The following is a 25,282-nucleotide window of genomic DNA, read 5'->3' on the forward strand; positions in this document are numbered from 1 at the left end:
CATACCGCATCTCGTCGTCTCCTTGGTTACGCTCCTGCCTTTTCGAGCGCGGTTTCGATGTCGTCGCGCTGTGTAACGCCGACGAAGCGCTCGACGACGCCCTCCTCGTTTTCGATGATGAGCGTCGGCAACGATCGTACCTGATACTCGTTGGCAACGTCCTGTTGTTCGTCGACGTTCACTTTTTCGACCTCGAACCGATCTCCCCAGTCTTCGTGGAGCTCTTCGAGGATCGGATCTTGGGTCTTACACGGGCCACACCAGTCCGCATAGAAATCCTTCAGCGTGATGGTCATCGTACACCAAAGCTAACCAAGCCGTCGGAATAAGGGTTTTCACTATCCACTGTACCCTCCCACGCCGAAACGCCTACAAACGATGGTCCGAATGTATTCGTATGAGTAAAGGACAAAGTTCAGGCGGGCTGATGTCGAGTGCCGGGTTGGTCCGGTATTTCGACTCTGAAGACCGCAACGCACCCCGGATTGATCCGCGCACCGTCGTCGCGTTCGGTGTTCTGTTCGGCGTTCTCATTATCGTTCTCAACGCGCTGTAACGCGGCGCTTTTCCGTTGTGCCACCAACAAATCTCAATAGATGACTCTCACTGTCGGTGTCATCGCTGTTCAGGGTGACGTTACGGAGCACGAGATGGCGATTCGACGCGCTGCTCGCCGTCATGACGTGGATCCGGACGTCCGCGAGATCCGAACGTCAGGGGTGGTTCCGGACTGTGACATGGTTCTCATGCCTGGTGGCGAGTCGACGACGATCTCCCGACTGCTCCGGAAACAGGGGATCGACGGGGAGATCACGAGCCACGTCGAAGCGGGCAATCCGTTGTTTGCCACGTGTGCCGGGTTGATCGTCGCCAGTCGAGATCCGAAAGACGAACGCGTTCGATCGTTGAACCTTCTCGACGTATCGGTCGATCGGAACGCGTTCGGCCGGCAACGCGATAGTTTCGAGACACAGCTCCGGATCGATGGGCTAGAGACGCCGTTTCCGTCAGTGTTCATTCGTGCACCTCTCATCGACGCAGCGGGATCGGACGTCGAGGTGCTCGCAGAGTACGACGGCAACCCAGTCGCCGTTCGGGAAGGCCCGGTCGTGGGCACGTCGTTCCATCCCGAACTCACCTCCGACACGCGACTGCACGATCTCGCGCTGTTCGATACCGATCGTTTGTACTGACGTTCCCGAGGGGTTTTGCCGTGCGCGCTCTACAGTTGTTGTATGAACGCATCCATCGAAGGCGTCCGAGTAGCGGGCACACAGCGGGGTGCAGTTCCGGTCGTCACACTCGCGCCCGACGACGAGGACGAAACGGATCTCCTGCCGATCTTTATCGGTTTCTCGGAGGCCACGAGTATCGTCCGTGGTCTCGACGCCGACGACATCGGCCGACCGCTCACACACGATCTGTTGCTCGATGGGATCGAAGAACTCGGTGGTCGGATCGATCACGTGGCTATTACGGCGGTCGAAGACGGGACGTACTTCGCCGATCTTCATCTCGACACTCCACGGGAGTCTGTCGTGATCGATTCTCGTCCGAGCGACGCTCTCGCGCTTGCCGCCCGGACGAACGCCCCGATCGAAATCGCACCAGACGTATTCGATGGTGGGGGGGACGATCCGGAGCAGTATCTCCAACTCCACGACATCCGCGAGGTAATCGATGGTTCCGGTCCCGACGTGTGGCCGTCCACGGAGGAGGAATTCGATGAGTGAGGTGCTCGCGGAGCTGTTCGAAGTGATCGAAGACCGAAAGGAAACGTTACCGGATGGCTCTGTTTACCCACGAAAAGGGATCGAACGCTGTGCTTGAGAAGTTGGGAGAGGAAAGCACGGAACTCGTTCTGGCTGCGAAGGACAACGATCACGAAGAGATCGCTCACGAAAGCGCCGACATCGTCTATCACTTGCTCGTGTTGCTCGCGATGTACGATATGCAGCTAGAGGATCTCCTTGAAGAGCTAGAGCGTCGGCGGTGACCTCACGCGACGGCACCGCCGAGTGCGCCGGTGATCGCGCTCGGTATCGCGGTCAACAACGCCACCAAAATCGCGATCACGCCGAGACCGAGTCCCCCGAGCAGTCCGACGGGACCGGCAGCGATCCCCCCGATGACCGTTCCGCCGAGGAGGACGACGATACCCAGTAGGATGCCACCCAACGCTCCCGCGAGCAGCCCGTGCCACGCACCACGACCTAGCCCACCACCCGCGAGGTAACCGGCGACGAATCCCCCTAGCAGACCGGCAGCAGCGTGGCCCAACACCGGAACGGCAAAGCCGATCAGTCCGAGCACCAGTTCGACCAGAAAACCGATGACGACAGCGCGCCAATTGGTCATATTCCATGTAGTGCGCTCCCTGTTAAATCGTTTCGTGCACTGGCCGAGCGGACGTCGGTTCAACGAACGTGCTTTTACCTGCCGGACTGGTAGTCCGTGTATGACGTTCGAGGATTTGCCGACCGTCCCTCGGTCGGAGGAACTCATCGATACAGCGTTTTCTCGGGCCGCTCGGGCGGGACGAGCGAAATCCGGCATCGAGGCACAACAGTCGATGCTGGTCACAGCCTCGAATATCATTTCCGATAATCTACAGAACGTTTCGACGACGTGGCCGGATTTCGACGCGCTCGACCCGTTTTATCACGAGCTGGCCGACGCCGTGGCCGACGGTGGCGTCGATGCGCTCAAACAACACCTCTCGGAAGTGATGTGGGCCAGCGAGAAGGCCGCCGAGATCCGTTCGGAGTATCAGTCTCGGCTCCGGGGGGAGACTGAAACTGCACGGCTGTTTCGAAAGCAGGCGTTCGCTCGGCTCGCTGATGTCACACGCGAGGTGTCCGAGGATCTCCAAGCGCTCAACGCGGCACGCGACCAGCTCAAGCAGCTTCCCGACATCCGTCCGGATGAGCCGGCGATCGTCATCGCCGGCTACCCGAACGTCGGCAAATCGACGTTCGTGAACCACGTGACCAACGCCCGAAACGAGATCGCGTCGTACCCGTTTACCACCAAACGGGTGCAAGTCGGTCACATCGAGCGCAACCACATCCGATACCAACTCATCGACACGCCGGGACTGCTAGACCGGCCAGCGGCGGATCGCAACGACATCGAATCCCAAGCCGTGAGCGCGCTTACTCACCTCGCCGACTGTATCCTCGTGTTCGTCGATGCTAGCGCGTCGTGTGGCTATCCGGTCGACGTACAGCTCGCGCTCAGAGATGAGCTCGAATCCCGATTCGCCGGGGTGCCAGTGGTGACCGTCTGTGCCAAAGCCGACCGGTCGCGAGAGCTAGACGCCGATCTGCATCTCAGCGTTGCCGAGGAGGAAGGCGTCGACGAACTGCTCGAAACGGCGATCGACCGGATCGATCACACGATCGAACTGCCGTTCGAATCGACGGAGTAACGACCATGTTCGATAGCCGTCCGGATCGATCCGCGGAGGTCGTGCTCGTCGGTCGCTCGAACGTGGGGAAATCCACACTGATGCGCGAGTTGACCGGACACACGGTGTCGACCGGATCAAAGCCCGGTGTGACCCGCTCGCCCAACCACTACGATTGGGTCGCTGAGGACTTCGTACTCACTGATCTCCCCGGGTTTGGGTTCATGGAAGGAGTGCCCGAAGAGCGCCGCGAAGCGATCAAAACGGACGTCGTCCGGTATGTCGAAAACTACGCCGAGTCGATCCTCGCCGGGGTGGTCGTGGTTGACGGCAAGAGCGCCATCGACATCATCGACCGGCACTCAGAACGCGGGGAAATCCCCCACGACGTGGAACTGTTCCATTTCCTTCGGGACGTCGGAATCCCACCGGTCGTGGCCGTCAACAAGATGGATAAGGTCGATGACCGCGACGACCGCCTTGATGCGCTCTGTGATCGGCTTGGACTCGTTCCCCCGTGGCAGCAGTGGGACGAGACGATCGCCCCGATCAGCGCAAAGCGCGGCCAGATCACTCCACTCACCGACGCGGTCAGACACCACCTTCATGAGGCCAAGCGCGACGATCTCCTCGGGTTTTTCTGATCGCTACACTGTTTCCGGAAGCCACCCGCCATCAACCTCAATGTTCTGCCCGCTGATGTACGCCGTGCCGCCGAGAAAGAACAGGACAGGATCGATCACGTCCGTCAGCGTTGCAGGACGGTCCCGCGGGAGCGCCTCGGGAAACGCATCGGACGTTTCGACGACGTACGGTGACACGGCGTTGACGGTGATGCCGTCTCCTTGGGTATCAGCTGCGAGCATCCGTGTGAACATGAGCACGCCAGCTTTGGCTACGAAATATGGGAAGTTCGTCGGACTGACCAGCCCTTTCTCGGCGCTTGCGTAGCCAATATTGACGATCCGTCCGAATTCGGCGTCGCGCATCGGTGCCAGCGCGCGTTTCGAGCAGAGATACGTGGCGTTGAAGTTCGTATCCAGCACGCGGTTCCACGTCTCCCAGTCAATGTCTTCCCAGTGTGTCGGTGCGAAGTCGCCGACGTTGTTCACGAGGAGATCGACGCTACCGAGTTCGGTTTCGATCGCGTCGAACAGCCCATCAACGGCGTCAGGATCGGTAACGTCACCCTGCACAACCGTCGTTCGGACGCCATGGCGCTCGCACGCTGTTTGTGCCGTTTTCTGCGCCGCGTCGGCGCTCGTATAGTAGTGGACCGCGACGTCCGCGCCACACTCGGCGACCGCCGAAACCAACCCGCGACCGATGCCCGTCGCGCTTCCCGTTATGAGTGCTGTCCGTCCGGTGAGATCCGGTTGCTCCATACAGAGCGATAGGGGGGTACGTAGTAGCGACCGTCGGTTGCAGTTTCAGGCGTGCAACTCGATATCATATATCAAATACGTTCAAGATGATCGCTTTCTATCAGCTGTGTATGCCTGGACCAGTATTTCTGGAGGGTACGGACGTGAGCCTCCGGACGATCGAGGACGACGACGCCGAGTTCTTCCAGCGGCTTATCAACGATCCGCGCGTCCGAATCTCGATCGGTTCTGTCGAGGCGATGAATCACACAGCGGAACGGGAGTGGATCGAGTCGCTCGGTGAACGTGCGGGAACGCATCTGTCGATGTGTGTCGATGGCACCCCCGTCGGGAGCATCAGCCTCAAGCCCCCGAACGAAGTGGATGGCGTGGTCGAAATCGGCTACATGGTCGTTCCCGAACAGTGGGGCAACGGCTACGCCACCGACGCAGTGAAGCTGCTCTGTGGCTACGCGTTCGACGAACGACGGCTCAACAAGGTGTATGCCCGCGCCTACGCGGGAAATCCGGGATCACATCGGGTGTTGGAAAAAGCGGGTTTTACCCAAGAAGGTCGGTTCCGCCAGGAAGGGTTCGTCGAGGGAGAGTACGTCGATGTGCTTCGCTACGGACTCCTTGCTAATGAATACCATACGTAGCAATCTGATGTACACAAAACATATACCCGGAGTGGTTTGAGCGTTCGATCAATGGCCGCAATCGAATTGGAGTCACTTCACAAGCAGTTCGACGATATCGTTGCGCTTCGGGATGTCGATCTCACCGTTCACGCGGGAGAGGTGTTCGGTCTCCTCGGACCGAACGGTGCCGGAAAGTCGACGATGATCGACGTGGTGCTCGATTACGTCCGGCCCACTGCTGGAACGGCGACCGTGTTCGGGTTGGATGCACAGCAGGAGACGAAGGCGGTGCATCGTCGCGTCGGTGTGCTTCCAGACGCGTACCATCTCGACGGCCACCTGAGCGCCCGCAATCACGTCGAATTCGCCATCGAATCGATGGACACAGACGACGACTCGGACGCCGTGCTAGATCGCGTCGGACTCGGATCGGTCGCAGATCGGGCCGTCGGTGGTTTTTCGAAAGGAATGGAACAGCGGCTGGCGCTGGCATTGGCGTTGGTCGGCGAGCCGGAACTGCTCATTTTCGATGAGCCCTCAACCGGATTGGATCCCAACGGCGCGCGCAGGATGCGGACGATCGTCCGTGAGGAGTGTGACCGCGGCGCGACGGTGTTTTTCTCTAGCCACATCCTCGGACAGGTCCAAGCAGTGTGTGATCGCGTCGGCATTCTCGTGGACGGAACGATCGTCGCAGAAGACAGCATCGGAGGACTGCAGGAGACCGTCGGGACCTCAGAAACGCTTCGGGTAACACTCGACAGCCAGCCGGGTGAGACGATCGAATCGGTCAGACAGCTTCCCGACGTGAGAAACGTCTCGGTTTCCGATACTGACGGCGTCGTCTCCGTGTCGTGTCCAGCCCGTCAGAAGGTTGCTGTCATTGATACACTCCGGCAGAACGGCGCGTCGGTGCTCGACATCGAAACCAGTGAGGTGTCACTTGACGAACTGTTCGCCGCCTACACCGGAGCAGACGGATGAGTTGGCTGGTCGTCGCCAAGCGACGGCTACTCGATCCCTACCGGTCGCGGTATCTGTGGGTGGTGCTCGGCGTGACTGTACTGCTGTTCGGGGGCGGCGTCTACATGGTTACGAGGGCTGGCTTGGTCTCGATGCTTCTCGGTTTGGGTGCGTTGTTCGTCCCACTGCTGTCGATCGTTGGCAACTACCGGACGATCGCGGAACCACACCAAACCGGGAGCCTCCGAGTGGTGCTTTCTTATCCACATTCGCGTCGGGATGTCGTGGTCGGTACGGTGGTCGGGCGGAGTCTCTTCACGGTGGGCGTCGTTTCGGTCGGCTATCTCGTTGCTGGTGCGGTCGCGTTGTTCACGCTTGACGCATACAGTGTCGTACTAACCCTTGTGGTGTGGTTCGCTGCCGTGCTGTTGGGTGTCAGTCTGACGGTGTTGGCCGTCGGCGTCTCCGCGGCGTCTCGAACCGTGAACCGCGCTGCGATCGCCTCGTTCACGTTCGTGTTGCTGTTTTTCGGTGGGTGGGATCTGCTTTTGCGTGGGATCCGCTACGTGCGCAACGGGTTTTCGATGCCCCAACCACCTCAACCGGCGTGGGTCGACGTGTTCGTGGCGCTGAATCCCATGCGGGCGTTCAGTCACCTCGTCCAGCGTCTGCACCCGACGGAGACGCTGCTGTTTGAATCCGGCGTTCACACGACCGCGTGGTTCGGGATCCTCGTTCTCGTGTGCTGGGCGTTCGTGTCCGTGACGATCGGGGGCTGGCTGTTCGAACGGCGTGATTTATAACCGACCATCTCACAACGAAATCATCAAGGTGTGGTCCTGAGTACGAGCGGTGTGAGCTACGATACAGTGGTGTTCGACAGCGACGGCGTGTTGGTCGAACCCCCCACCCGTGAGACCCAATTGGGGGCCACACGGGCCGCATTCCGTGAGATGGGTGTCGAGGATGTCGATCATGAGCACCTCATGGACATCGTGAATGGTGTGACGAGTGATCGGTTGTCTGCACTTTGTGCCGGTTACGATCTGGAGCCAGCCGAGTTCTGGGCAGTTCGTGAGCGCCACGACGAACGCTCGCAGTTCGAGGCGTTCAGGGCAGGGGATCGAACGTGTTACGACGATATCGATGTCGTCTTGGAACTCTCCCAGCGCTGTGGCGTGGTGAGCAACAACCACCACAGCACGATCGAGTTCGTGCTTTCGTTTTTCGGGTTGCAGTCGGCGTTCGACACGTACTACGGTCGGCCGAAAACGATCGAAAGCCTCGCGTTGAAGAAACCGAATCCGCACTACCTCGAACGCGCACTCGCAGAACTGGAAGCCGAAAACGATTCGGCGCTGTACGTTGGTGATCGCGAGACGGACATCGTCGCCGCCGAGCGGGCGGGCATCGACTCGGCGTTCGTCCGCCGATCCCACTGCCGCGGCGTTGAGCTTGCGGCCGCGCCGACGCACGAGATCGCGGATCTCTCCGAGATCGAACCGCTCATCAGCGGCTGACCCGCCCGGACGACACCCCTGTTGATTCGTTCGCGGTGGGGCGTGGTCGCCGAGCGCGTCTGTTCGTCCGGCTACAACTGGGGGCTACGGTCCCAAGATCGAGCGGAACGTCCGATACGCCTGCCCATCAACGTCAAGCAAGCGCTTTCGGACGAAGTGCCCTTTCGCACAGCGTTTGATCTCGACGCTGCCACCCTCCTCCTTGCTGATCCGGGTGTACACTGCTGCGTCACACCACGGCTTGATGCACGTCTCCCGAGCTGGTGGCTCGTCGTCGTTCTGGTCACAACCGATACTTTTCTCTACGTCGGTGTCGTTAGGATCCATTGGTGTTCAATCCCTCGCGTTACGCGAGTCGTGCTGAACACCGCCGTTCGGGTGGTCCTAACACCCGGACACTTCGTGTGTCGAGCGGCGTTCGTGCTTCTCATCGGAATGTGTAAGTAAAAAGCTATCGAACAGGATAGATAATTGTCAATATTAGTGATCGATCAATTCTTGTGAACTATCCGGGGCACTGTGAATGTGGTTTCGGTGGAAGAGGGGACAGTGAGAGATATGGATATACGATTTCGACAAGTTATTTTCGGCTATCGGTCCTATTTTATGAGTTTGTGTCCGTTCGTGACGTATGCCGGTTGCGAGGAGGCAGAGAATTCTCGGTATGAGTCATAGAAAGTACTATATGTCGCGCGATGGTTTGATGAATTAAGTTGTCATTCGTCAATGATCGCCACCACAGTATCCAGTCCGAGCGGAGGGGTGTGTTAGATGGCAGAATCAACTGATGTCGAGAGAGCAGTCAACTCTCTTGAGGATGGGACCGAGGAGGAGCAACTCAGAGCACTACGACTCCTCCTCGACCATGCAGAAGATCAGCCAAGCGATCTTGTCCCGCATCTAGATCTCATCTGTTCATTCGCCGAAGATGAGGATGAGAACGTCCAGTCTAATGTCGCAGGGATCCTTGCAACCGTTGCTGGTCACGATCCCAGTGCTGTCATACCCTATAGTTCCGTTGTGAGTACGCTGCTCACGAGCGATGATCCGCTCGTACTCGCGTTTGCTACTGCGGCGGCAAGACGAACCACCCCAGAATCGCCCGCCGCACTATCTGAGGATGTCGATAGACTCATCGAACTATTGACTTACGAAGAAGACTGGGAGATCGATCAAGCACGGAATACGCGATTGAGAGCGGTTTCAGCACTCGGAGATCTTAGCGAAGCTGATCGTGATCTTGCTATTCGAATTGACGAACCACTCGCAGACAGACTCAATGACCCAGATCACAAGGTTCGAACCGCCACAGTAATCACGCTTACTCAGATTGGACTGGCTCACCCAAGGGCCGTCTCAACGGCACTTGATCGCCTTCCAACCCAACTAGACGATCCCGAAACTCGTCGGCCCACTATCAGCGCGTATATTCAGTTCCGCCATGAGCAACCGACCGCGATTGTTCGGCCAAGTGTAGTTGCCTCAGCACTCAGAGAAGCTGCCGAACAAGCTGATCTGGATGATGGAGAACTACAGGCAGTGAGAGAAGCGTGCCAATATATTGAAGAAAAGCTAGTAGACGGAAACTAAGCCATGGCTGACTCACTTGATACATGCTCGAATTGTGGAGATGATGTAAGTCATGTTAGAGTAGAAGAGAGCAAGAATAATGTAACATTGCAGGTTGATAGCAGCAGACAAAATACTATCGAATCTATTTCAAAAAGCTCAGTCCAAGGTGGGGCCAGTGTCTCTTTTACCGGGCCAAAGCTGTCTGGGAAAGCAGGAAGTTCCAGTGAACTGAAAGGTGCTATAAATGAAACTGATAGTGTTTCAGTAAATATTCCGATTGAGTCGGGCCCTACTATTACTTGGATTGAAAATCCAGATCCTGAACAGGATGATGTTGTTTCTGGCTGTTTGACTGAGGGATGCGACAATAATATAGCCGATAAAATAAACAGAGGGATTGAAAACATAGAGGAATTATCAAAGCAAATAGATGTAGATAATAGTCTTGAGGAAGAAGATATAGCTGAAATGTTGGATGAGAAGAGCACATTTGATTTTTCTAATAATTCTATTGATGAAATTGGTTCAATGACTGAATCTAAAAGCAAGAGTACCATTAGCCGCTATGCAGGCAAAGCGAAGAGCGGCATCGGTACCGCCGTGAGCAAGGCTCGAAGCGGTGCGAGCAGCGCTGCAACCAAGGTGGGAAGCGGCGTCAGCAGCGCCGTCGGCGCGATCAAACAGCGGGTTGGAAGCGACGGTCAGGACCCCACTCAGAACGGTGCCGTCGCCCCCGCTGGTGGGTCCTCGACGGAACAGGAGATGCCTTCACCAGAGGAGTCCCACGCCGAAGAGGCACGTCTCCACGTTTCGCCCACGGAGGAAACCGAGGTTGACACGTCGTTCTCCAACGGGGCTGTCGATCTCGCCTTCACAGACGGGGAGACCACGGTCCCGGGCACGAGGGTCCACGTGTCGCTCGACAATGATATCCCCGACGTTTCTCCCGGTGAGGACGGCTCCGTCACGGTGGGGCTCGGCAGCGATGCGGGCACCACCATGGCGGTCTCTCCCGCTGAGAACGACGAGGTCGATCGATCCTTCGGGAATGGTGACATCCAACTCTCGCTCAACGACGGGAACGTCCGTGTCGCTCCCGGTGACAACGAGATCCAGATGGAGACCGGCGACAACGGTGACGTCCAGTTTGCCGTCGGTGACGCCCCACTCACGGGCGAACCGAGCAACGATCTAGCAACGGAGCGGGACCCTGAAGCCGTCCAGAATACCACGCCACCGTCCACATCCAACGCCCCCCGAACCGAGCAGCAGGGACAGTCTTCGGTGCGAGACGACGCAATCGCGGTGACGGAAGCGACGACCAACGGCCACGAGCCGACCCGGGCTGCAAACGATAAGTGGCTTGGGCCTAATCCTCCCGAAAATCGCCCCGACTGGATGGAACAAACCGAAGAGCAGGCTTCCGATGAGCGCCAAAACGGCTACGATCGGAACAATGATGAACGCGATGAGGATCCATCCCCCAACGGCGGCCACCCTGACTTCGAGTGATGGCTCGGTACAGTGAACCGTGAAGGCTGATCCGAGCCGCTCAGGCTACTCACTTGATGGTTCATCCGGTTCGGTGTGCGCTCGGTTGCTCCACTCCTGTTTCTGTGCCCGTTCGGCGACGTGGCGTTTCCCGCCTGCAATGCGTCGATGCGCAGTGTTCTCGAAGGCGGTGATCTCGCCCAAAAACCCGTCCCGAAACTCCTCGATGACCTCGTAGCTCCAGCGGTCGTGTCCGTCGACACCCCGGGGAAGCTGTTCGTCCCGCAGCGCGTCGGCCAACTCCGTCCAGCCAGCGTCCCGAAGCAGCGTCTCTGCCCGCGCGAAATGATCCATTCCGTGACCGATGTCGTGGTGGAACTCGATGAGGGCCCCATGGGCGCGGTGGACCCACTCTGCCCCGAGTTCGATCTCGTGAAGCGCCCTGCGTTCGGTGTCGCTCAACTCGTTCGACTCGCGTTCCTCCATGAGGTGTGATAGCGCCTCACTACGAATATACCTGTCCTCGGTTCACAGGTCACTCCGAGAGCGCCCGCTGGATCGAGGTCGCTACGGTTCGGGCACGCTCTGCGAGCACGTCGGGAACGTCTCCCCGATCACAGGCCGCGTCGAGTTCGTCGTCGTCGACGCGTTCGACGGTGCCATCAGCGTGTTTGACGACATCTACATGGAGGTCGACGTAGCGTGCCGATTCGGGGAACAGTTCCACGGGCGTACAGACGTTGACGTACGTGCCTCGTCGCTTGTCCTCCGCGCTGCGGTAGACGGTTGGATACCACCAGCGCCCCTCCGTGAGTTTCGTGACGGCGGTGTCACCCGCCCGTCGTTCGATGCCGAGTGCGTCGTACGTGCCACCGGGAGACATCCGTCGCTCGATCGTGATCGTCTCGTCGGTGTGATCCGTGACCTTCCCCGGACCAAGATCGAAACACCGGCCATCGGGCTTGCCGTGACGAAGCGCGATCCGATCACCGACGTGGGGACCGAACTGACGGATTGTCACATCGAACGGAAACGAGCCAGTCGGTTCACAGACCGCTTCGGTGAAGTCGACGGCCGCACTGGCGGCGTTAGCGCCGGCTTTGATTCGGTGGTGGCCGTCCATCGTAGACGTCACCGATCGACGATGTTCATCGAGGGCAAAACGGGTTTCCCGTCCGAACCACACCCATGCCGTCGACCGCGGCGTGACCCTTCGTCGTGGATCACCCACAGCGTCTTCGAGCGCGTGATCGATGCGAGCGGCCCGCTCATTGAGGGCTTCAAGCGCCTCTGTTAGCGCGTCGAAGCTTGAATCACTCGCGCGGTCGCTCCACCGAACTGTCCACCCCTCACGTGGCTCCGTCGAGAGCAGCTCTGTGATGTCGATCGTGTTCGAAGCAGACGTGGTTTCACCGCGGACGAGACGAGCGAACCCGTTCGACACGGCGGTATCACACCGGAGTATGGGTCGGTCGTCAGTCCACGGCGGAACGGCTGTCGCCACCTGTACGCGGAGCTGATCACCGCGCTCGACGTGGTCGTTCGTGTTGGTAAACGGCAGGTACCCCTCACTCGCGCCGAGATCCACGACTGCGCCGTTGGTGGTGGTGTCTATCACGCGACCGTCGAACACCGCTTCCGGGGGAACGGGGTCGCTCCACGACAACGCATCGATTCCCCTATCGGCGATGGCGTTCGTGACGTCCTGTCCGGATGCGTCCGCAGTGCTGTCGACGCCCACACCCAGCCGGTCGTCGGTCGTCTCGATCGTGACGGTTGCTGGCGTGTCAGCAAACGATGCCGGAAAGCGCGCTTCGATCGGCTCGGAGGGCTGTACGATCTCGTACTCCTCCATCTCCGAGAGCAGCCGTGTCAACGCCGTCGCGTAGATCCCTCGGACACGAACGGTAGTCATAGTTGCTCGGAGTCGTCGACGAACCGAACGCGGTCGTGTACCGTTGGACCAAGCGTGAGCTCGACCGAACCGTCATCGAGCACGCGGCCGCCTTCGATCGGCACGCCCCAGTTCTCGAACCGGAGATACCCACGGATGTCGGCCGCGTGGGTGTAGCAGTCGACGTATTCGACCGTGTGCTCCTGGATGCCTCCGCTGCTGTGGGCGCGATCCATCTCCGAGTACACGGTATCCGTATCGAAAAACGCCGTTATCTCCGCTGCCGTCTCGCGCGTGGCGGTGACGACGTGTTCCGATGCTTCTTGGATCTCGTCCATCGACAACCCCACCGCGCGGAGCGCGGCTTGCGTTCGTTGGTCGAAGTGCATACCGTCTCTGACACCGCCGACACCGAAAAGACCGCGATCCGAAGCGAACCGGATCGATACCGAAGAGAACGGAACGCTTTCGTAGGACAGACAGGTAAAACGGCGTATGTTCACAGGGATCGTCGAGGAAACGGGGACCGTCGTCGAGGTCGATGCCACTGATGAGGGTCGTCGGCTTCGCGTCGAAGGGTCGTTCGCTGAGGAACTCACAGCTGGCCAGAGCATCGCAATCAACGGCTGCTGTCTCACGGTCGAAGACCACGACGCCGACAGTTTCGAGCTGTTTCTCTCCGCAGAGACGATCGAACGAACGTATTTCGACCAGATCGATCGTGGCGATCGCGTGAACCTCGAACGCGCGCTTGCTGCTAACGATCGGTTCGACGGCCACATCGTGCAAGGGCACGTCGATGCCACAGCGACGGTCACAGCCATCGAATCCGTCGGCGACGACTGGACGTTCGAGTTCTCGATTCCCGACAGTCTCGAGCAGTACGTCGTCGAAAAGGGATCGGTCGCTATCGACGGGATCTCGCTCACAGTGGCCACTCACGAGTCGGACGGCGAAGACACCGACGCGACGTTCACCACGGCGATCATCCCGACGACGTATGAACTAACAACGCTCTCTGAGAAGGTGGTGGGCGATCCGGTCCACATCGAAGTCGACGTACTCGCCAAATACACCGAGCGACTGTTGGCTCACGACAACGCCGAGCCGACGGCCGGCGAGCGGACCGAGCACAGCCCCATTCCCCACTGAGATCGCTCTACTCGTCGAACTCCGTCCGATCGACGGTGAGGGACGATCCGTCCTCCATCGATTCGTCTGTGAGTGTCACGTACAGCCGTCGATACCGATCGATCTTTCGAAACAGGAGATAGCCGAACAGTCCCAAAAAGACGAGTACGAACCCAAAAAACGGGACGAGTGTCGGCACGGTCGGGAACACAGTGGAGACTGTCCCGACGAACAGCCCCGAAAGCGTGTTATAGGTGGCGTGAATGAACACCGCGATGAGCAGTCCTTTCATCACGATGGGACCTGCGTCGTTCGGATTGAATTTCGCTAAACCCAGATAGTAACCGGAGAACGCCGAGTAAATGACGTGTCCCGGTCCGGCGAGCGCTCGCGTTGCGGTGATATCTGATCCGGCAGTAACGGTTTGGAGCACCGTATTCCCCGGAATACGAACGAAGTCAACGCCGATGTAGAGAGCGTTTTCGATGGTCGCAAATCCAAGACCTGCCACGGCACCGTAGACGGCACCATCGATGACCGCGTTGAAACTCGGCTGCCGGTAGGCAAATAGCCACACGGAACAGAGTTTGACGAACTCCTCGACCGGACCGACGATCAGAAAGTACATGACGATCGTTCCGATCGGTCCGCCCAGAACAGCCGAAAACGGTGCTTCGACGAGACCAGCCAGCCCCGAAAACAACATGCCGAGAACGAACGTCGATGCGACGAGATCGATCGGTTCCGACGCTGTAACGTCCGATACGTACACATAAACCACGATTGCCAGTGCTGGCAGCGCAGAGAGTATTGTCAACACACCGATGACGGGCACTGATCTCGTCCGCAGATCTTTGAACGAGACGTACAGTATCGCGATCGTGAACAACAGCGCGATGAGTACCGTGCCCCACCGTACACCGACGATCCCCCACGTATACAGCTTGCTCGCCAATCGATCGAGCGCCGTCCGAGGCTCCCACGTCGACACGTCGTACAGATCGCGTGACTGGTTAGCCAACCGCTCTAATGGATCCCGATCCACCATATCATCCCATCCCACGGGGGAATATAAGCTGCTTTGTTACCTAGCGACGGGAACGCGTGTCAACGATACGTAACTCGTCGATACGTTTATTGTTATGAGATACCATGGCAATCACGTATGGCGCTTGGGAACGACGACGTTTTCGATGCGTTTCTGTCACAGCGTGGTCACCGAACGGAACCCGACAGCGTCGGGTGGAAGCGTGATCACAGGAAAAAACAGTGTCCCGAGTGTGGCGGTCTCCACGATCCACCCGCAACGGAGTGTTCGGTCTGTGGATGGGCGCCCCACGAGTCGTCGTAGCCGGTGAGCCGTCGGGGAGCGGACGTTCCGTCTTTCACTGTACTCGACACGTTTGCGGAGCCAGCCGTCCGATCGAGTCACTGGTCGTCGTCGATCGGCACGCCTTCCTCGGTCGGCGGTGCGAGATACTGGATGTACGTCTCCGGGTCCGGCTCCTCGACTGTCACAGTGACGCGAACGTCGCCAAGTTCGTCCGGATTCCCGACTGCAAAGTTCACGACCTCCTCGAAGGCGGCCTGTTTTTTTAGCCGGAACTGGAACGTGTCCGTCTCGGCATCGATCCCGTCCATCATAGCCGAGCGCGCCGTATCGAGGATCGCCTGCTCGTGAAACAGCTCCGAAAGGTGTTCGAGAGAGTGGGTCGTGGCGACGATCTCACCGGCGGGCTGTCCATCAGTCGCGTCCGTCGTCGCTGGTCGCTCTTCGATCGTGGCGTCGGGAAAGAGGTTCTGGACGACAGCGACCACGCGATCGGTCACTTCCGTCGGTTGTACCGCTACTTCGATGGTCGTGTCAACGCTGTAAATCATCGTCTTGGAGTAGCTCGTGGATCCGTTCGTAGTACGTGTCGATACTGCTCGTGTTTTCGATCGTAACGTCGGCGTTCTCGATCGCTGCGTCCATGCCGAAGGCAAGTTCTCGACGATCTCGTTCTTCGAGACTTTCGGTAGCGTTGTCCCGATCCCGGTCGTCGATTCGGTCTTTCCGAACGTCGAAGGGTGCCTCGATGGCGACCAGTCGGAACTCAGATCCAAACGCTGCTTCGAAGCGTTCTACCTCGACATCCGAACGAATGCCATCGACGAGAACGGTGTCGGTCTCCGTGTACGCCTCACGGATGCGTTCTATTGAGCGGTCTGCGATCGCTGTCGGACCTTCTTCTTCCCGCAGGGCAACCGCTATCTCGCCGTGGTGATCCGCAGGATCGAGTCCGCGTGCACGACACTCCTCACGGATAACGTCCCCCATCGTCACGACGGGGATGTCGAGCTCGCGCGCGACGGAGGCAGCCTCGCCTTTCCCGCTGCCCGGAAGTCCGACGGTTCCAATGATTCCCATCGACCGGAATTCGGACCGATGTATCCTTAACGGCTACGTTCAGTCCGTCGAGACGAATCCAACCGTTTTTGATGGTTGGCGTAAATTGATTCGAATGCGGGCACGTAGCTCAGCTAGGATTAGAGCGTCGGACTTCTAATCCGACGGCCGTGGGTTCAAATCCCACCGTGCTCGGTATCGATGTTCATCTTGCATTTTTGTAAAACTGCGAACCGTGTTCGTCGCGTGTCGGTAGGCTAATACCCCTCCCTATCGAACGTTTTTCCGATGAAATCGACGGAACATGCGGTCGTCGGCGCTGTCGTCAGCGCGCTCGGTGTCCGCGCGGTTGGAGATCACCTTTCCCGCCCATGGAAGGCAGCGCTCTGGTGTTATGGAGTGTTCCTGAGCGTCTTCATCGATCTCGATCACTTCGTGCTCGCCAGATACTACACGGGCGACTGGGAGGCGCTATTCGAGGCACTCACGACGCCAAAGCGAGCGTTCACGGCTCCAAAATGGCTGTTCAGTGACGTCACGATGCGGGCGGAACGGCTGTTGAGCCACACGATCATCGGCGGGGTGCTCGCGCTCGGCTCGTTTTTCATCGCGCCGTTTCTGGCCTGTTTCACTGTCGTCGTCGTCTACGCCCACGTCCTCTGTGACCTATTGAGAGACACGAAAACGTTGTAAGCAGACGCTATGTCGCTTCGAATCCGTCTTCGAAGACGAACCGTCCGTTTCGCTGGACGACCTCGCCGTCGAGTTCGATGAACGATTCTTCACTCATGTCGACGATCATATCGACGTGAACGGCGCTGTCGTTTCGTTCTCGGTCCGGGCCGACGGTGTCGTCGTAGGCCTTGCCGAGCGCCATGTGGACGGTGTCACCCATCTTCTCATCGAACAGCATGTTGTACGTGAACTGGTCGATGTCGCGGTTCATGCCGATTCCCAACTCACCCAGCCGTCTGGCTCCCTCATCGGTTTCGAGCACGCCGGTTAACACGTCCTCGTTCGTGTCGGCGTCGTGTTCGACGACCCGACCGTCCTCGAAGACGAGATGTGCGCCCGTGACCTCCCGGCCTTGGTGGTACAACGGCATGTCGAACAGCACTTCGCCGTCGACGGAGTCGGGAACTGGGGCGGTGAACACCTCCCCGCCAGGAAGGTTGTTCTCGGCGTCGTCGTTTTCGGTTACCATGCCGTCCACGGACATCGTCACGTCGGTCGTGTCCCCGCTGACGATCCGGACCTCACTGGCCGGATCGAGCCGCTTGACCATCTGATGTTGGTGCTGACGTTGGGTCGCCCAGTCTTTGTCGATGGCGTCCCACACGAAGTTCTCGTATGCTTCGGTGCTCATCTCGGCGAGTTGCGCGTAGCTCGTGCTCGGGAACTGGGTGAGACACCACCGCTGGGACAGCGCCATCTCTTGAACGGGTTTGTAGCTCCGCTGGTTCGCCGCCATCGTTTCCGGGGACACGTCACTTTCCTCCGTTGCGTTCACCCCGCCACGCACCCGGATGAGCGCGTCCGCGGCTTCATACAACGCCAACTCGTGGGCGGGCGTTTCGATCTCGTTCGCATCCACTGCCCGGAGGTACGCCCGCTTGGCTCGGCTGCTGTCGTCGAGAAACACTGGCGTCGCGCCGATGTCACCGATCGCTTCGTGGAGCGCGACAGCGAGGTCTTCTGCATCAGACGGAGCAGAGACGACCACGTTGTCGCCCGGCTGGAGATCTACAGAGTGATTCACGATGATCGACGCGTGCCGACGGATTCGTGCGTCCATACCCGGTGACTGTTTTTGCCGGAAAAACAACTTTCGAACCACCTTTTTCCGCGAGGGTAGCTTTGCTACCCTCGCGGAAAAAAGATAGGGCAAAAAAGCCGCTCGCTTCGCTCGCGGTGGGTACACTCTGTTACCGTACCGTTCCGCTACCGCTACAAGCGTACCAGTGTACAGCTTTTGAAGCAGTCTACCAAATGACAGTAACGTGTACTGATTTATGGTTCTACGAGTTCGAGACGCGGTAATGGCGTTTGAGCGCAACGTTGGTGGGATCGACCGAATCGTTCGTGGCGTGCTTGGAACTTGGTTACTCTTAGTTACTATAAGGGCCATGCTCAACGGCCAGCGAACGAAAGCATTCGCTACGGGCATCGCAAGCGTCGGGTTGTTGTTTAACGTCGTCATTGGCTGGTGTGGATTGAATGCGGCGCTCGGCGTCGATAGCTGTCAACGGTGAGTGAAGTAATTCGTAACAGCGGTAGCGGAGCGGTGGCAGTGCGGAAGCGGGGAAGACGCAGTACTGCGAGTGAAGCGAGTGGCTTTTTTTGGTCCAGATTTTTTGCGTGAGCGGTGGCCGAAGGCCACCCGAGCGGAAAAAAGGTGGTATGCATGATCGATCTACGAAGCGACACTGTGACCCGACCCAGCGATGCGATGCGCGAGAGCGCACGAGACGCGACGGTCGGTGACGACGTGTATCAAGAAGATCCGACCGTCAACGAACTCGAACGCCGCGCAGCTGAGCGGCTCGGAATGGAGGCAGCGTTGTTCGTTCCGTCAGGAACGATGGGTAATCAGGTTGCTGCACGGACCCACACCGAGCGCGGCCAAGAGATCCTCCTCGAACGGAACAGTCACATCTACCGGTGGGAGCTGGCTGGTCTCGCACAGCATGGAGCGCTCCAGACGCGTCCACTCGATGGAACCGACCGGGGGGTGCTCACGCCCGAAACCGTTCATGATGGCGTCGTCTCGGCCGACGGCCACCGTCCCGGAACGGGGCTGCTCGCGCTCGAAAACACCCACAACGCCGCCGGTGGCACTGCAGTTGCGCCCGACGCTATCGACGCCACGGCGCAGGCGGCCCACGATCACGGCGTTCCCGTCCACCTCGATGGTGCGCGGCTCGGTAACGCTGCCGTTGCTCAGGACGTCTCTCTATCCCGGATGACACGGGAAGTCGACTCGGTGATGCTGTGTCTCTCGAAAGGGCTCGGCGCGCCAGTCGGATCGGTGCTCGCGGGATCGGAAGCGTTCATCGAACGTGCACGGCGCGTCCGAAAGCTACTCGGGGGTGGTCTCAGACAGGCGGGTATCGTCGCGGCCCCCGGATTGCGCGCGTTGGACAACGTCGATCGCCTCGCGGCGGATCACGAGAATGCGCGCTTACTAGCGGAATCGCTGTCCGAGCTGCCCGGCTTATCAGTTCAAGAACCCGAAACGAACATTGTGCTCGTGGAAACCGAACGCACCGCAACAGCGTTTCTCGATCGGTGTTCGGACGTCGGTGTCGGTGGCGTCGCGTTCGACGATCACCTCGTGCGTTTTACCATCCACTGGGATGTCGACAGAGACGACATCGAAACGGCAGTTGATCGGATCGCTACCGTCTGCTGAGATCGCCCTCGTTCGACCGCCCCGATCAGTACACTGCGATCGCTACCGGCTGCTCGGAAAACACGACCGTACGAAAAGCGCCGATCATCGGTTCTTACCGTCCATTCCCTCCTGAAAGGCGAGTGCGGTTCGTCGGAACAGCAGGTACAACGCGAAAAGGAACAGTACGACGACAGCAAGCACGACGATGAGGAGTGGATCATTGAGATCGAACGCCATACCCCAACTCACGACGCTGTCATTAAAACCATTTCGTCCGTTCTGTGGGTTAGAACGGTCGACTCGGAACTATGAACGTCTCGAAGACGGTTCCATCCAGCGCACGAAGCCGCCCGGTGAATCCGTCGTCGGTCGGCTTGAGTGTCGCGTACGCCGGTCGATTGCCGCGTGGCTCGGCGTGACTCCCCGGATTGAGAAGCGTGTATTCATCGGTCGACCGAACCGTTGGAGCATGGGAATGACCGACGACGAGCAAGTCAGCGTGTTGTTGACGAGCGAACAGCGAGCGCGACGTTTCGGTGTGGTGGTGGCCGTGTATGACTGCGATCCGAATCCCATCGTGCTCGATGGTGTGCGTTTCTGGGAGTCGCTGTTGGACGGAAAGCGTGTCGCTGTTACCGGCAACACCGACGAGGCGCGAGCTTTCGGACTCGAACGCCGACAGCACGGATTCAGTAATGAGATCACCGGCGTGAATCACGAGATCCGCCTCTCGAACGGCAGTGAGTAACTGACCCGACAGTCGATGAGTAGTTCGTCCGTGGGTATCAGAAACGACGGTAATCATCGATAACGGTGGAGAAGCATACGGCACGTAGCCGCTCTAACAGTAGTTGCGTCTGTGAGAGTTCTCATTAGTATGTCAGTTCGGTTGGCCATGTGTGGGCCTCAGTCCGACAAAGACGGCCACGAGCGGTAGATATTTCGGTCGACAATCGGTTGAAGGGGTAATGGCGAGCAGCAAATCCGTCGTCATCGCGGCTTTCATCGCAAACGCAGCGATCGCAGTGTTGAAATTCCTCGGATTTCTTCTGACCGGCAGTGCAGCAATGCTTTCGGAGGTGTACCATTCGATCTCCGATACAGGAAACCAACTGTTTCTCCTGTTTGGTATCCGCTACAGCGGACGGGATCCCACTCAAAAACACCCGTTTGGCTACGGAAAAGCCCAGTTTTTCTACTCGTTTCTCGTCGCCGTGCTCCTGTTCGGGATCGCCGGCTGGGAGAGTCTTTCCCACGGGATCCACACGTTCACCCACCCCGAACCCGTTCGGGCCACGACAGAAACGCTGTTCGGGTACCGGTTTCCCTCCCACTGGGTCAACTACATCGTTCTCCTCGGTGCGATCGCCTTCGAGAGCTACGCACTCAAAACGGCCCACAACGGACTCACCCGACAGATGCACGAACACGACTGGAAAACCATCTCCGAGGCGTTCACGAAAACGAGCGACGTGACGACGCTGACGGCGTTCACGGAAGACACCATCGCTGTCGCTGGTGCCGGGATCGCACTGGGAGGTGTCTATCTCACGCGCGTTACGGGCGATCCACGGTACGACGCAGCCGCCTCGATCGGTATCGGCGTCTTGTTGATGGGGTTTTCGCTAGCGCTTGCGTGGGAAAACAAACGTCTCTTGCTCGGGGAAAGTCTCCCCTCCGAGAATGAGCGTTCGTTGAAAGAGCTGATTACCACCATCGACGGCGTTCACCACGTCGATGATCTCCGAACGGTGTTCTTTGGTCCTGAACACCTCCTCGTCGCCGCAAGTGTCAGCTTCGAAGCCACACTCACCACCGAAGGGATTGACGAGCGGATCTCTACGATCGAAACGACGCTTACCCAAAACGACGATCAGATCAAAACGGTGTACATCGAACCGGAAACGTGATGTTCCACCATTATCGGAACATCATGCAGGCAGAACCGAAGCCGATCGGCCGTCACACACCGTATCGTAGGGGAATACGCTTCTTTTGTCGATATTTTGTATAGTCCTTCCGATGGTTGGTGGATGGGTGAATAGTTATTACCCACCACTGAGATGAACACGAATAGAGACGTTGACTGAGGACACCCCGACGGGACCGATCATGTACCGAGAACAGACACCGAAACCGCCAGCGCGACCGGCGCGACAGCTACGGAACTGTGGAGCATAAAACGACCGTGAGAACTGTCCAGATGCCGTTTATCCAGATAAGACGGAGACGGACATGACGAATCGGTTGGGCAGAAGGGATCGGCTGTGGCGGTGGGGTAGTGCCATAATTATCGGAGGCTGTGGCGTCGTCACGGGCGCGATTCAGGGGTTGCATTTCGTTACAGACAGTCCGGAGTCGCTTCCCACGATCGCGTACAGCATCGTTCTTCCGCTTTGTCTGTCGGTCGGACTGATCGCTGCAGGGTGGTGGACCGGCCGGAGCAATCTCCCAGCACCGTACACGCTCAGAATTGCCAGTTGGAGCATCGCCGGAGGTGGCGTGTTTAGCGTCTCTGGGGGAATGATGATCCGATACCAGCAGTCGATGGGAATCATTCTGAGTGACCAGCTGTTCGTTATCATCAACGTGATCACTGGTGGCATGGCCATCGGGTTCGCGTTCGGGCTGTATGCGATCCGGATCAAACGCCAAGCCACGCAGTTAGACCGGTACCAACACCGACTGGAACGGGAACGCGACAGGTTCGTTGCGCTGTTCGATAATCTCCCCGATCCAGTCGTTCAGTACGATCTCACGGACGACACAGCAGTCATCCGAGTCGTGAATCCGGCGTTCGAGCGGCTATTCGACGTCGATGGCACCGCAGCCCATGGCACCCCTGTCAGGCAGCACCTCGTGCTGTCCAACCTCGAACAGTCGGCGATCGATCTCGATGCGACGCTCCACGCTGACACCGTGGTACAACACGAGGTACGGCTCAAGACGGCCGTTGGGATCCGAGATTTCCGCTTGCTCGTCATCCCACCCCAAGTAGCCACTGAACAGACCGGCCACATCATCGCTGCCGACATCACCGATCGAAATCAGCACGTGCGCAGGCTTGAAGTTCTGAATCGAGTGTTACGACACGACCTCCGTAATGCTGCGGGCATCATCCTCGGGAGTACCGACTTGCTCAACGAACGGCTTTCGGAGCAGACCCAGGTCGAAACCATTTATGAAGCGGCATCCGATCTCGTCGAACTCAGTGATACAGTTGGAGAAATAGAAAACGCGCTGGACTGTGACCAACGGACGAACGGACCGATCGCGTTGCGTGAAGTGCTCACGTCGTGTATCGAGCAGGCAAACGACGACTATCCCGACGCCGACGTTCGACTAGACAGCTGTGTGGATGGGCAGATCCCGGTCATCGCCAACGATCGAATCGATGTCGCGCTCGAAAACATCATCGAAAACGCCGTCGAACACAACGACTCGGATCAACCAGCCGTCTCTATCACTGTCTCGAATAAGATTTCCGATTTCGTTTCGATCGAAATCGCGGACAACGGTCCCGGGATCCCGAAGCGCGAACGGAACGTCATCGAACAAGGATCGGAATCACAACACCACCATTCGTTGGGATTGGGACTCTGGTTCGTCAACTGGATCGTCGTCGATTCCGGCGGGAACGTGACGTTCGATGACAACGAACCGCGCGGAAGCATCGTCACCATCCATCTGCCGAGCGCCACGCTCGACCACCAGCCACCGACTCCTTCGACGAACATCCCCAGCGAATGAATTTCAGATGCGTACTGATACGGGGAGTTTTTATAGACAGAAACGGACGTTGGAGCAGTTATGTCGCTCGAAACCATTAACGCAGGTGTCTGGACGCTCGTTCCACCCCTGCTTGCGATCGGATTGGCGTGGTACATCCGTGACGCACTCATCGGGCTGTTCGCCGGCATCGTCGGAGCGGGAATCGTGTACGGAGCGCATACACCGGTTGCAGTGGGCGTTCCAGAGGGACTCGCTGGGGGAATCTCCGGAATCGTTCTTGGTGGAGTGATGGGACTAACGGCTGTGCCAACGCTGATTGCCACGGCACCGCTGTTCGACGACCCGTGGTACGTCGAGAACGTGTTGATCGCCCTGTTCATGATCGGCGGCATGATCGGTCTCATGATCCGGTCTGGGGCGATTCAGGGCGTCCTCGAAGCGCTCGCGGCACGTGTCGATTCCCCGGCCGACGCCGAACGAGCGTCGTTTTTGGCTGGGATGATCATCCATATCGACGATTATTTCAATTGTCTAGTGGTCGGATCGATGATGCGACCGCTCACAGATCGGTACGACGTCTCACGGGCAAAGCTCGCCTACTACGTCGACAGCGCAGGGAGTCCAGCGGCTCGACTGGCGTTTTACTCGACGTGGGGGGTCGCACTCATCGGATTCATCGGACAAGGACTCGTTCAGGCACAAAAAGGGGGATCACTGCCGTCGGGGATGGGGAATCTCGTTTCGGGCACCGGGCAAGAGGCTAGCGCGGCCACCGCAGAACTGTGGCCGCTGTTTTTCAACAGCCTACTGTTCGGCTTTTACTCGTGGATCGCGTTGATTCTCGCGGCACTGGTCGCGTGGCAGGTGGTTCCGAACTTCGGTCCGATGAAACGCGAAGAAGAACGTGCACGCAACGGTGATGGTGTCATCGGTCCGGACGCCAGTCCGATGATCTCCGAAGAGATGGATCGGTACGAGATGGCCGATGTGGCCACTCCCGACTGGCGTAACTTCGCCGTTCCGATCGGGACGATGATCTTGCTCGCGTTTGCGGCGATGTTCTGGCGGGCGTCGCCGGTGATACAGGCCTCTGAGATGTCGACACTGTTTTCCATCGGCGGATACTCCCTGATCGTTCCTGACGGCGGGCAATGGTCGTTCAACATTGGCGATGTCAGGCTCGGACTGGCTGCCACTGGAGGACTGGTCGCGGCGTTCCTGTTGTACCGACTGCGGGGTGATATTCCGACGAACGCGGACGCAGCAGACGCCACCGTTCACGGCTTCAAAGGCATTCTCCTCGCTGCTGCCATCCTCACGCTGGCGAGTTCGATCCAAAACAGCGTTACGACGCTCGGGATCTCCTCGTTCGTTACTAACTGGTTCACGGGCGTCCCTCCTGCGATCATCCCCGTTGCGCTCTTTCTCGTGACTGCATTCATCAGCTTCTCCGATGGAAGCTCGTGGGCGACCTACGGTATCATGTTCCCGATCGCCATGCCCATCGCGTTCACGACGGGCACGAACCTTCCGCTCGTCATGGGTGCAGTGTTCAGCGGCGGTATTTTCGGTGATCATTGTTCACCCATCAGTGACACGACCGTTCTCTCTTCGAGTACGAGCGGCAGCGACCACATGGTCCACGTCCGGACCCAGATCCCGTATGCGCTAGTGACGGCGGGAGTCACGGCAGTACTGTTCGTCGTCTTCGGCGTGCTAGTCCCACAGGGATTCAGGATCCTTCCGTACTGATCGGACGCCACGCGCGTGGGGAGTGACCGC

At 58.6% G+C, this 25,282-nt stretch carries 32 protein-coding genes, 1 tRNA gene and 1 pseudogene; 21 read left to right on the forward strand and 13 right to left on the reverse strand.

Features of this window, described 5'->3' with window-relative positions; genetic code table 11:
- Positions 1-26: 26 nt before the first annotated feature.
- The gene (locus MW046_RS01070) at positions 27-296 is read right to left on the reverse strand and encodes a thioredoxin family protein (protein WP_247993727.1); all 270 of its coding nucleotides are present in this window, start codon (positions 294-296) and stop codon (positions 27-29) included.
- 101 nt (positions 297-397) lie between these two features.
- Between MW046_RS01070 and MW046_RS01075 the strand changes: the two genes are divergently transcribed.
- From MW046_RS01075 to hisE, 4 genes and pseudogenes are all read left to right on the forward strand, one after another.
- Entirely contained in the window at positions 398-556 is a 159-nt protein-coding gene (locus tag MW046_RS01075) for a preprotein translocase subunit Sec61beta (RefSeq protein WP_247993728.1), read from the forward strand.
- Positions 557-596: 40 nt separating this feature from the next.
- Entirely contained in the window at positions 597-1,193 is a 597-nt protein-coding gene (gene pdxT, locus MW046_RS01080; RefSeq protein WP_247993729.1) for a pyridoxal 5'-phosphate synthase glutaminase subunit PdxT, read from the forward strand.
- A gap of 42 nt (positions 1,194-1,235) precedes the next feature.
- Complete coding sequence (locus MW046_RS01085; protein ID WP_247993730.1) at positions 1,236-1,733, forward strand: bifunctional nuclease family protein; 498 nt, start codon at positions 1,236-1,238, stop codon at positions 1,731-1,733.
- Positions 1,726-1,996: pseudogene (hisE, locus tag MW046_RS01090) on the forward strand (phosphoribosyl-ATP diphosphatase). The gene MW046_RS01085 and the pseudogene hisE overlap by 8 nt, the downstream one beginning before the upstream one ends.
- Before the next feature lie 2 nt (positions 1,997-1,998).
- Here hisE and MW046_RS01095 read toward each other — a convergent pair.
- Entirely contained in the window at positions 1,999-2,358 is a 360-nt protein-coding gene (locus MW046_RS01095) for a DUF5518 domain-containing protein (protein WP_247993731.1), read from the reverse strand.
- A 100-nt stretch (positions 2,359-2,458) separates the two neighbouring features.
- Between MW046_RS01095 and MW046_RS01100 the strand changes: the two genes are divergently transcribed.
- Entirely contained in the window at positions 2,459-3,430 is a 972-nt protein-coding gene (locus MW046_RS01100; RefSeq protein WP_247993732.1) for an NOG1 family protein, read from the forward strand.
- Positions 3,431-3,435: 5 nt separating this feature from the next.
- Positions 3,436-4,053, forward strand: coding sequence for a GTP-binding protein EngB (gene engB / locus MW046_RS01105; RefSeq protein WP_247993733.1), 618 nt, complete (start codon positions 3,436-3,438; stop codon positions 4,051-4,053).
- 3 nt (positions 4,054-4,056) lie between these two features.
- On the opposite strand, the gene MW046_RS01110 is transcribed toward engB, so the two are convergent.
- Complete coding sequence (locus MW046_RS01110; RefSeq protein WP_247993734.1) at positions 4,057-4,794, reverse strand: SDR family NAD(P)-dependent oxidoreductase; 738 nt, start codon at positions 4,792-4,794, stop codon at positions 4,057-4,059.
- A 110-nt stretch (positions 4,795-4,904) separates the two neighbouring features.
- On the opposite strand from MW046_RS01110, the gene MW046_RS01115 reads away from it, so the two are divergent.
- The 4 genes from MW046_RS01115 to MW046_RS01130 are packed head-to-tail and all read left to right on the forward strand — an operon-like array spanning position 4,905 to position 7,897.
- Positions 4,905-5,432, forward strand: coding sequence for a GNAT family N-acetyltransferase (locus MW046_RS01115; protein WP_247993735.1), 528 nt, complete (start codon positions 4,905-4,907; stop codon positions 5,430-5,432).
- Positions 5,433-5,483: 51 nt separating this feature from the next.
- Positions 5,484-6,398 carry an ABC transporter ATP-binding protein gene (locus MW046_RS01120; RefSeq protein ID WP_247993736.1) on the forward strand — a complete coding sequence of 305 codons (915 nt, stop codon included), beginning with the start codon at positions 5,484-5,486 and terminating at the stop codon, positions 6,396-6,398.
- Complete coding sequence (locus tag MW046_RS01125) at positions 6,395-7,180, forward strand: ABC transporter permease subunit (RefSeq protein ID WP_247993737.1); 786 nt, start codon at positions 6,395-6,397, stop codon at positions 7,178-7,180. The genes MW046_RS01120 and MW046_RS01125 overlap by 4 nt, the downstream gene beginning before the upstream one ends.
- Before the next feature lie 36 nt (positions 7,181-7,216).
- Positions 7,217-7,897, forward strand: a complete 681-nt coding sequence (locus MW046_RS01130; protein ID WP_368411413.1) for an HAD family hydrolase — start codon at positions 7,217-7,219, stop codon at positions 7,895-7,897.
- A gap of 84 nt (positions 7,898-7,981) precedes the next feature.
- On the opposite strand, the gene MW046_RS01135 is transcribed toward MW046_RS01130, so the two are convergent.
- Complete coding sequence (locus MW046_RS01135; RefSeq protein ID WP_247993739.1) at positions 7,982-8,224, reverse strand: hypothetical protein; 243 nt, start codon at positions 8,222-8,224, stop codon at positions 7,982-7,984.
- 444 nt (positions 8,225-8,668) lie between these two features.
- Between MW046_RS01135 and MW046_RS01140 the strand changes: the two genes are divergently transcribed.
- Positions 8,669-9,487, forward strand: a complete 819-nt coding sequence (locus MW046_RS01140; RefSeq protein ID WP_247993740.1) for a sister chromatid cohesion protein PDS5 — start codon at positions 8,669-8,671, stop codon at positions 9,485-9,487.
- A 510-nt stretch (positions 9,488-9,997) separates the two neighbouring features.
- Positions 9,998-10,981, forward strand: a complete 984-nt coding sequence (locus MW046_RS01145; protein WP_247993741.1) for a hypothetical protein — start codon at positions 9,998-10,000, stop codon at positions 10,979-10,981.
- A 45-nt stretch (positions 10,982-11,026) separates the two neighbouring features.
- On the opposite strand, the gene MW046_RS01150 is transcribed toward MW046_RS01145, so the two are convergent.
- The 3 genes from MW046_RS01150 to MW046_RS01160 are packed head-to-tail and all read right to left on the reverse strand — an operon-like array spanning position 11,027 to position 13,243.
- On the reverse strand, positions 11,027-11,446 hold the full coding sequence (locus tag MW046_RS01150; RefSeq protein WP_247993742.1) for a hypothetical protein: 420 nt from the start codon (positions 11,444-11,446) through the stop codon (positions 11,027-11,029).
- Between the two features lie 49 nt (positions 11,447-11,495).
- Positions 11,496-12,875, reverse strand: coding sequence for a ribonuclease FAU-1 family protein (locus MW046_RS01155; protein ID WP_247993743.1), 1,380 nt, complete (start codon positions 12,873-12,875; stop codon positions 11,496-11,498).
- Positions 12,872-13,243, reverse strand: a complete 372-nt coding sequence (locus MW046_RS01160; protein WP_247994790.1) for a DUF7532 family protein — start codon at positions 13,241-13,243, stop codon at positions 12,872-12,874. Before MW046_RS01160 ends, MW046_RS01155 begins: the two co-directional genes overlap by 4 nt.
- Positions 13,244-13,349: 106 nt before the next feature.
- Between MW046_RS01160 and MW046_RS01165 the strand changes: the two genes are divergently transcribed.
- Positions 13,350-14,006 carry a riboflavin synthase gene (locus MW046_RS01165; protein WP_247993744.1) on the forward strand — a complete coding sequence of 219 codons (657 nt, stop codon included), beginning with the start codon at positions 13,350-13,352 and terminating at the stop codon, positions 14,004-14,006.
- Positions 14,007-14,013: 7 nt separating this feature from the next.
- Here the strand turns inward: MW046_RS01165 and MW046_RS01170 are convergent, their stop codons facing one another.
- A complete protein-coding gene (locus MW046_RS01170) occupies positions 14,014-15,033 on the reverse strand; it encodes a PrsW family intramembrane metalloprotease (protein ID WP_247993745.1) in 1,020 nt (339 codons plus the stop codon).
- Positions 15,034-15,150: 117 nt separating this feature from the next.
- Here MW046_RS01170 and MW046_RS01175 point away from each other — a divergent pair, with 117 nt between their 5' ends.
- Entirely contained in the window at positions 15,151-15,336 is a 186-nt protein-coding gene (locus tag MW046_RS01175) for an HVO_0416 family zinc finger protein (protein WP_247993746.1), read from the forward strand.
- A gap of 77 nt (positions 15,337-15,413) precedes the next feature.
- Here the strand turns inward: MW046_RS01175 and MW046_RS01180 are convergent, their stop codons facing one another.
- A complete protein-coding gene (locus tag MW046_RS01180) occupies positions 15,414-15,866 on the reverse strand; it encodes an RNA-binding domain-containing protein (protein WP_247993747.1) in 453 nt (150 codons plus the stop codon).
- Positions 15,850-16,395: an AAA family ATPase gene (locus tag MW046_RS01185; RefSeq protein ID WP_247993748.1), complete on the reverse strand. Its 546-nt coding sequence runs from the start codon at positions 16,393-16,395 to the stop codon at positions 15,850-15,852. The genes MW046_RS01180 and MW046_RS01185 overlap by 17 nt, the downstream gene beginning before the upstream one ends.
- 98 nt (positions 16,396-16,493) lie before the next feature.
- Here MW046_RS01185 and MW046_RS01190 point away from each other — a divergent pair.
- Positions 16,494-16,569, forward strand: a tRNA-Arg gene (locus tag MW046_RS01190).
- A 93-nt stretch (positions 16,570-16,662) separates the two neighbouring features.
- On the forward strand, positions 16,663-17,067 hold the full coding sequence (locus tag MW046_RS01195; protein WP_247993749.1) for a hypothetical protein: 405 nt from the start codon (positions 16,663-16,665) through the stop codon (positions 17,065-17,067).
- Between the two features lie 7 nt (positions 17,068-17,074).
- Here MW046_RS01195 and MW046_RS01200 read toward each other — a convergent pair whose 3' ends face one another.
- The gene (locus MW046_RS01200) at positions 17,075-18,169 is read right to left on the reverse strand and encodes an aminopeptidase (protein WP_247993750.1); all 1,095 of its coding nucleotides are present in this window, start codon (positions 18,167-18,169) and stop codon (positions 17,075-17,077) included.
- 244 nt (positions 18,170-18,413) lie between these two features.
- On the opposite strand from MW046_RS01200, the gene MW046_RS01205 reads away from it, so the two are divergent.
- Together MW046_RS01205 and MW046_RS01210 are read left to right on the forward strand one after the other, a co-directional pair.
- On the forward strand, positions 18,414-18,626 hold the full coding sequence (locus tag MW046_RS01205; protein ID WP_247993751.1) for a YgaP family membrane protein: 213 nt from the start codon (positions 18,414-18,416) through the stop codon (positions 18,624-18,626).
- A gap of 152 nt (positions 18,627-18,778) precedes the next feature.
- Positions 18,779-19,786 (forward strand): threonine aldolase family protein, encoded by a 1,008-nt coding sequence (locus MW046_RS01210; protein WP_247993752.1) that lies wholly within the window; start codon positions 18,779-18,781, stop codon positions 19,784-19,786.
- Positions 19,787-19,870: 84 nt separating this feature from the next.
- Here MW046_RS01210 and MW046_RS19385 read toward each other — a convergent pair whose 3' ends face one another.
- Complete coding sequence (locus MW046_RS19385) at positions 19,871-20,005, reverse strand: DUF7859 family protein (RefSeq protein WP_282190220.1); 135 nt, start codon at positions 20,003-20,005, stop codon at positions 19,871-19,873.
- A 49-nt stretch (positions 20,006-20,054) separates the two neighbouring features.
- Positions 20,055-20,573, reverse strand: a complete 519-nt coding sequence (locus MW046_RS01215; protein ID WP_247993753.1) for a metallophosphoesterase — start codon at positions 20,571-20,573, stop codon at positions 20,055-20,057.
- A gap of 163 nt (positions 20,574-20,736) precedes the next feature.
- Between MW046_RS01215 and MW046_RS01220 the strand changes: the two genes are divergently transcribed.
- From MW046_RS01220 to MW046_RS01230, 3 genes are all read left to right on the forward strand, one after another.
- Positions 20,737-21,678, forward strand: coding sequence for a cation diffusion facilitator family transporter (locus MW046_RS01220; RefSeq protein WP_247993754.1), 942 nt, complete (start codon positions 20,737-20,739; stop codon positions 21,676-21,678).
- Between the two features lie 325 nt (positions 21,679-22,003).
- The gene (locus MW046_RS01225) at positions 22,004-23,518 is read left to right on the forward strand and encodes an ATP-binding protein (protein WP_247993755.1); all 1,515 of its coding nucleotides are present in this window, start codon (positions 22,004-22,006) and stop codon (positions 23,516-23,518) included.
- Positions 23,519-23,578: 60 nt separating this feature from the next.
- Positions 23,579-25,252 carry a Na+/H+ antiporter NhaC family protein gene (locus tag MW046_RS01230; protein ID WP_247993756.1) on the forward strand — a complete coding sequence of 558 codons (1,674 nt, stop codon included), beginning with the start codon at positions 23,579-23,581 and terminating at the stop codon, positions 25,250-25,252.
- Positions 25,253-25,282: the final 30 nt, after the last annotated feature.

The sequence above is a fragment of the Halocatena salina genome (assembly GCF_023115355.1).
In the GTDB taxonomy this organism is placed as follows: domain Archaea; phylum Halobacteriota; class Halobacteria; order Halobacteriales; family Haloarculaceae; genus Halocatena; species Halocatena salina.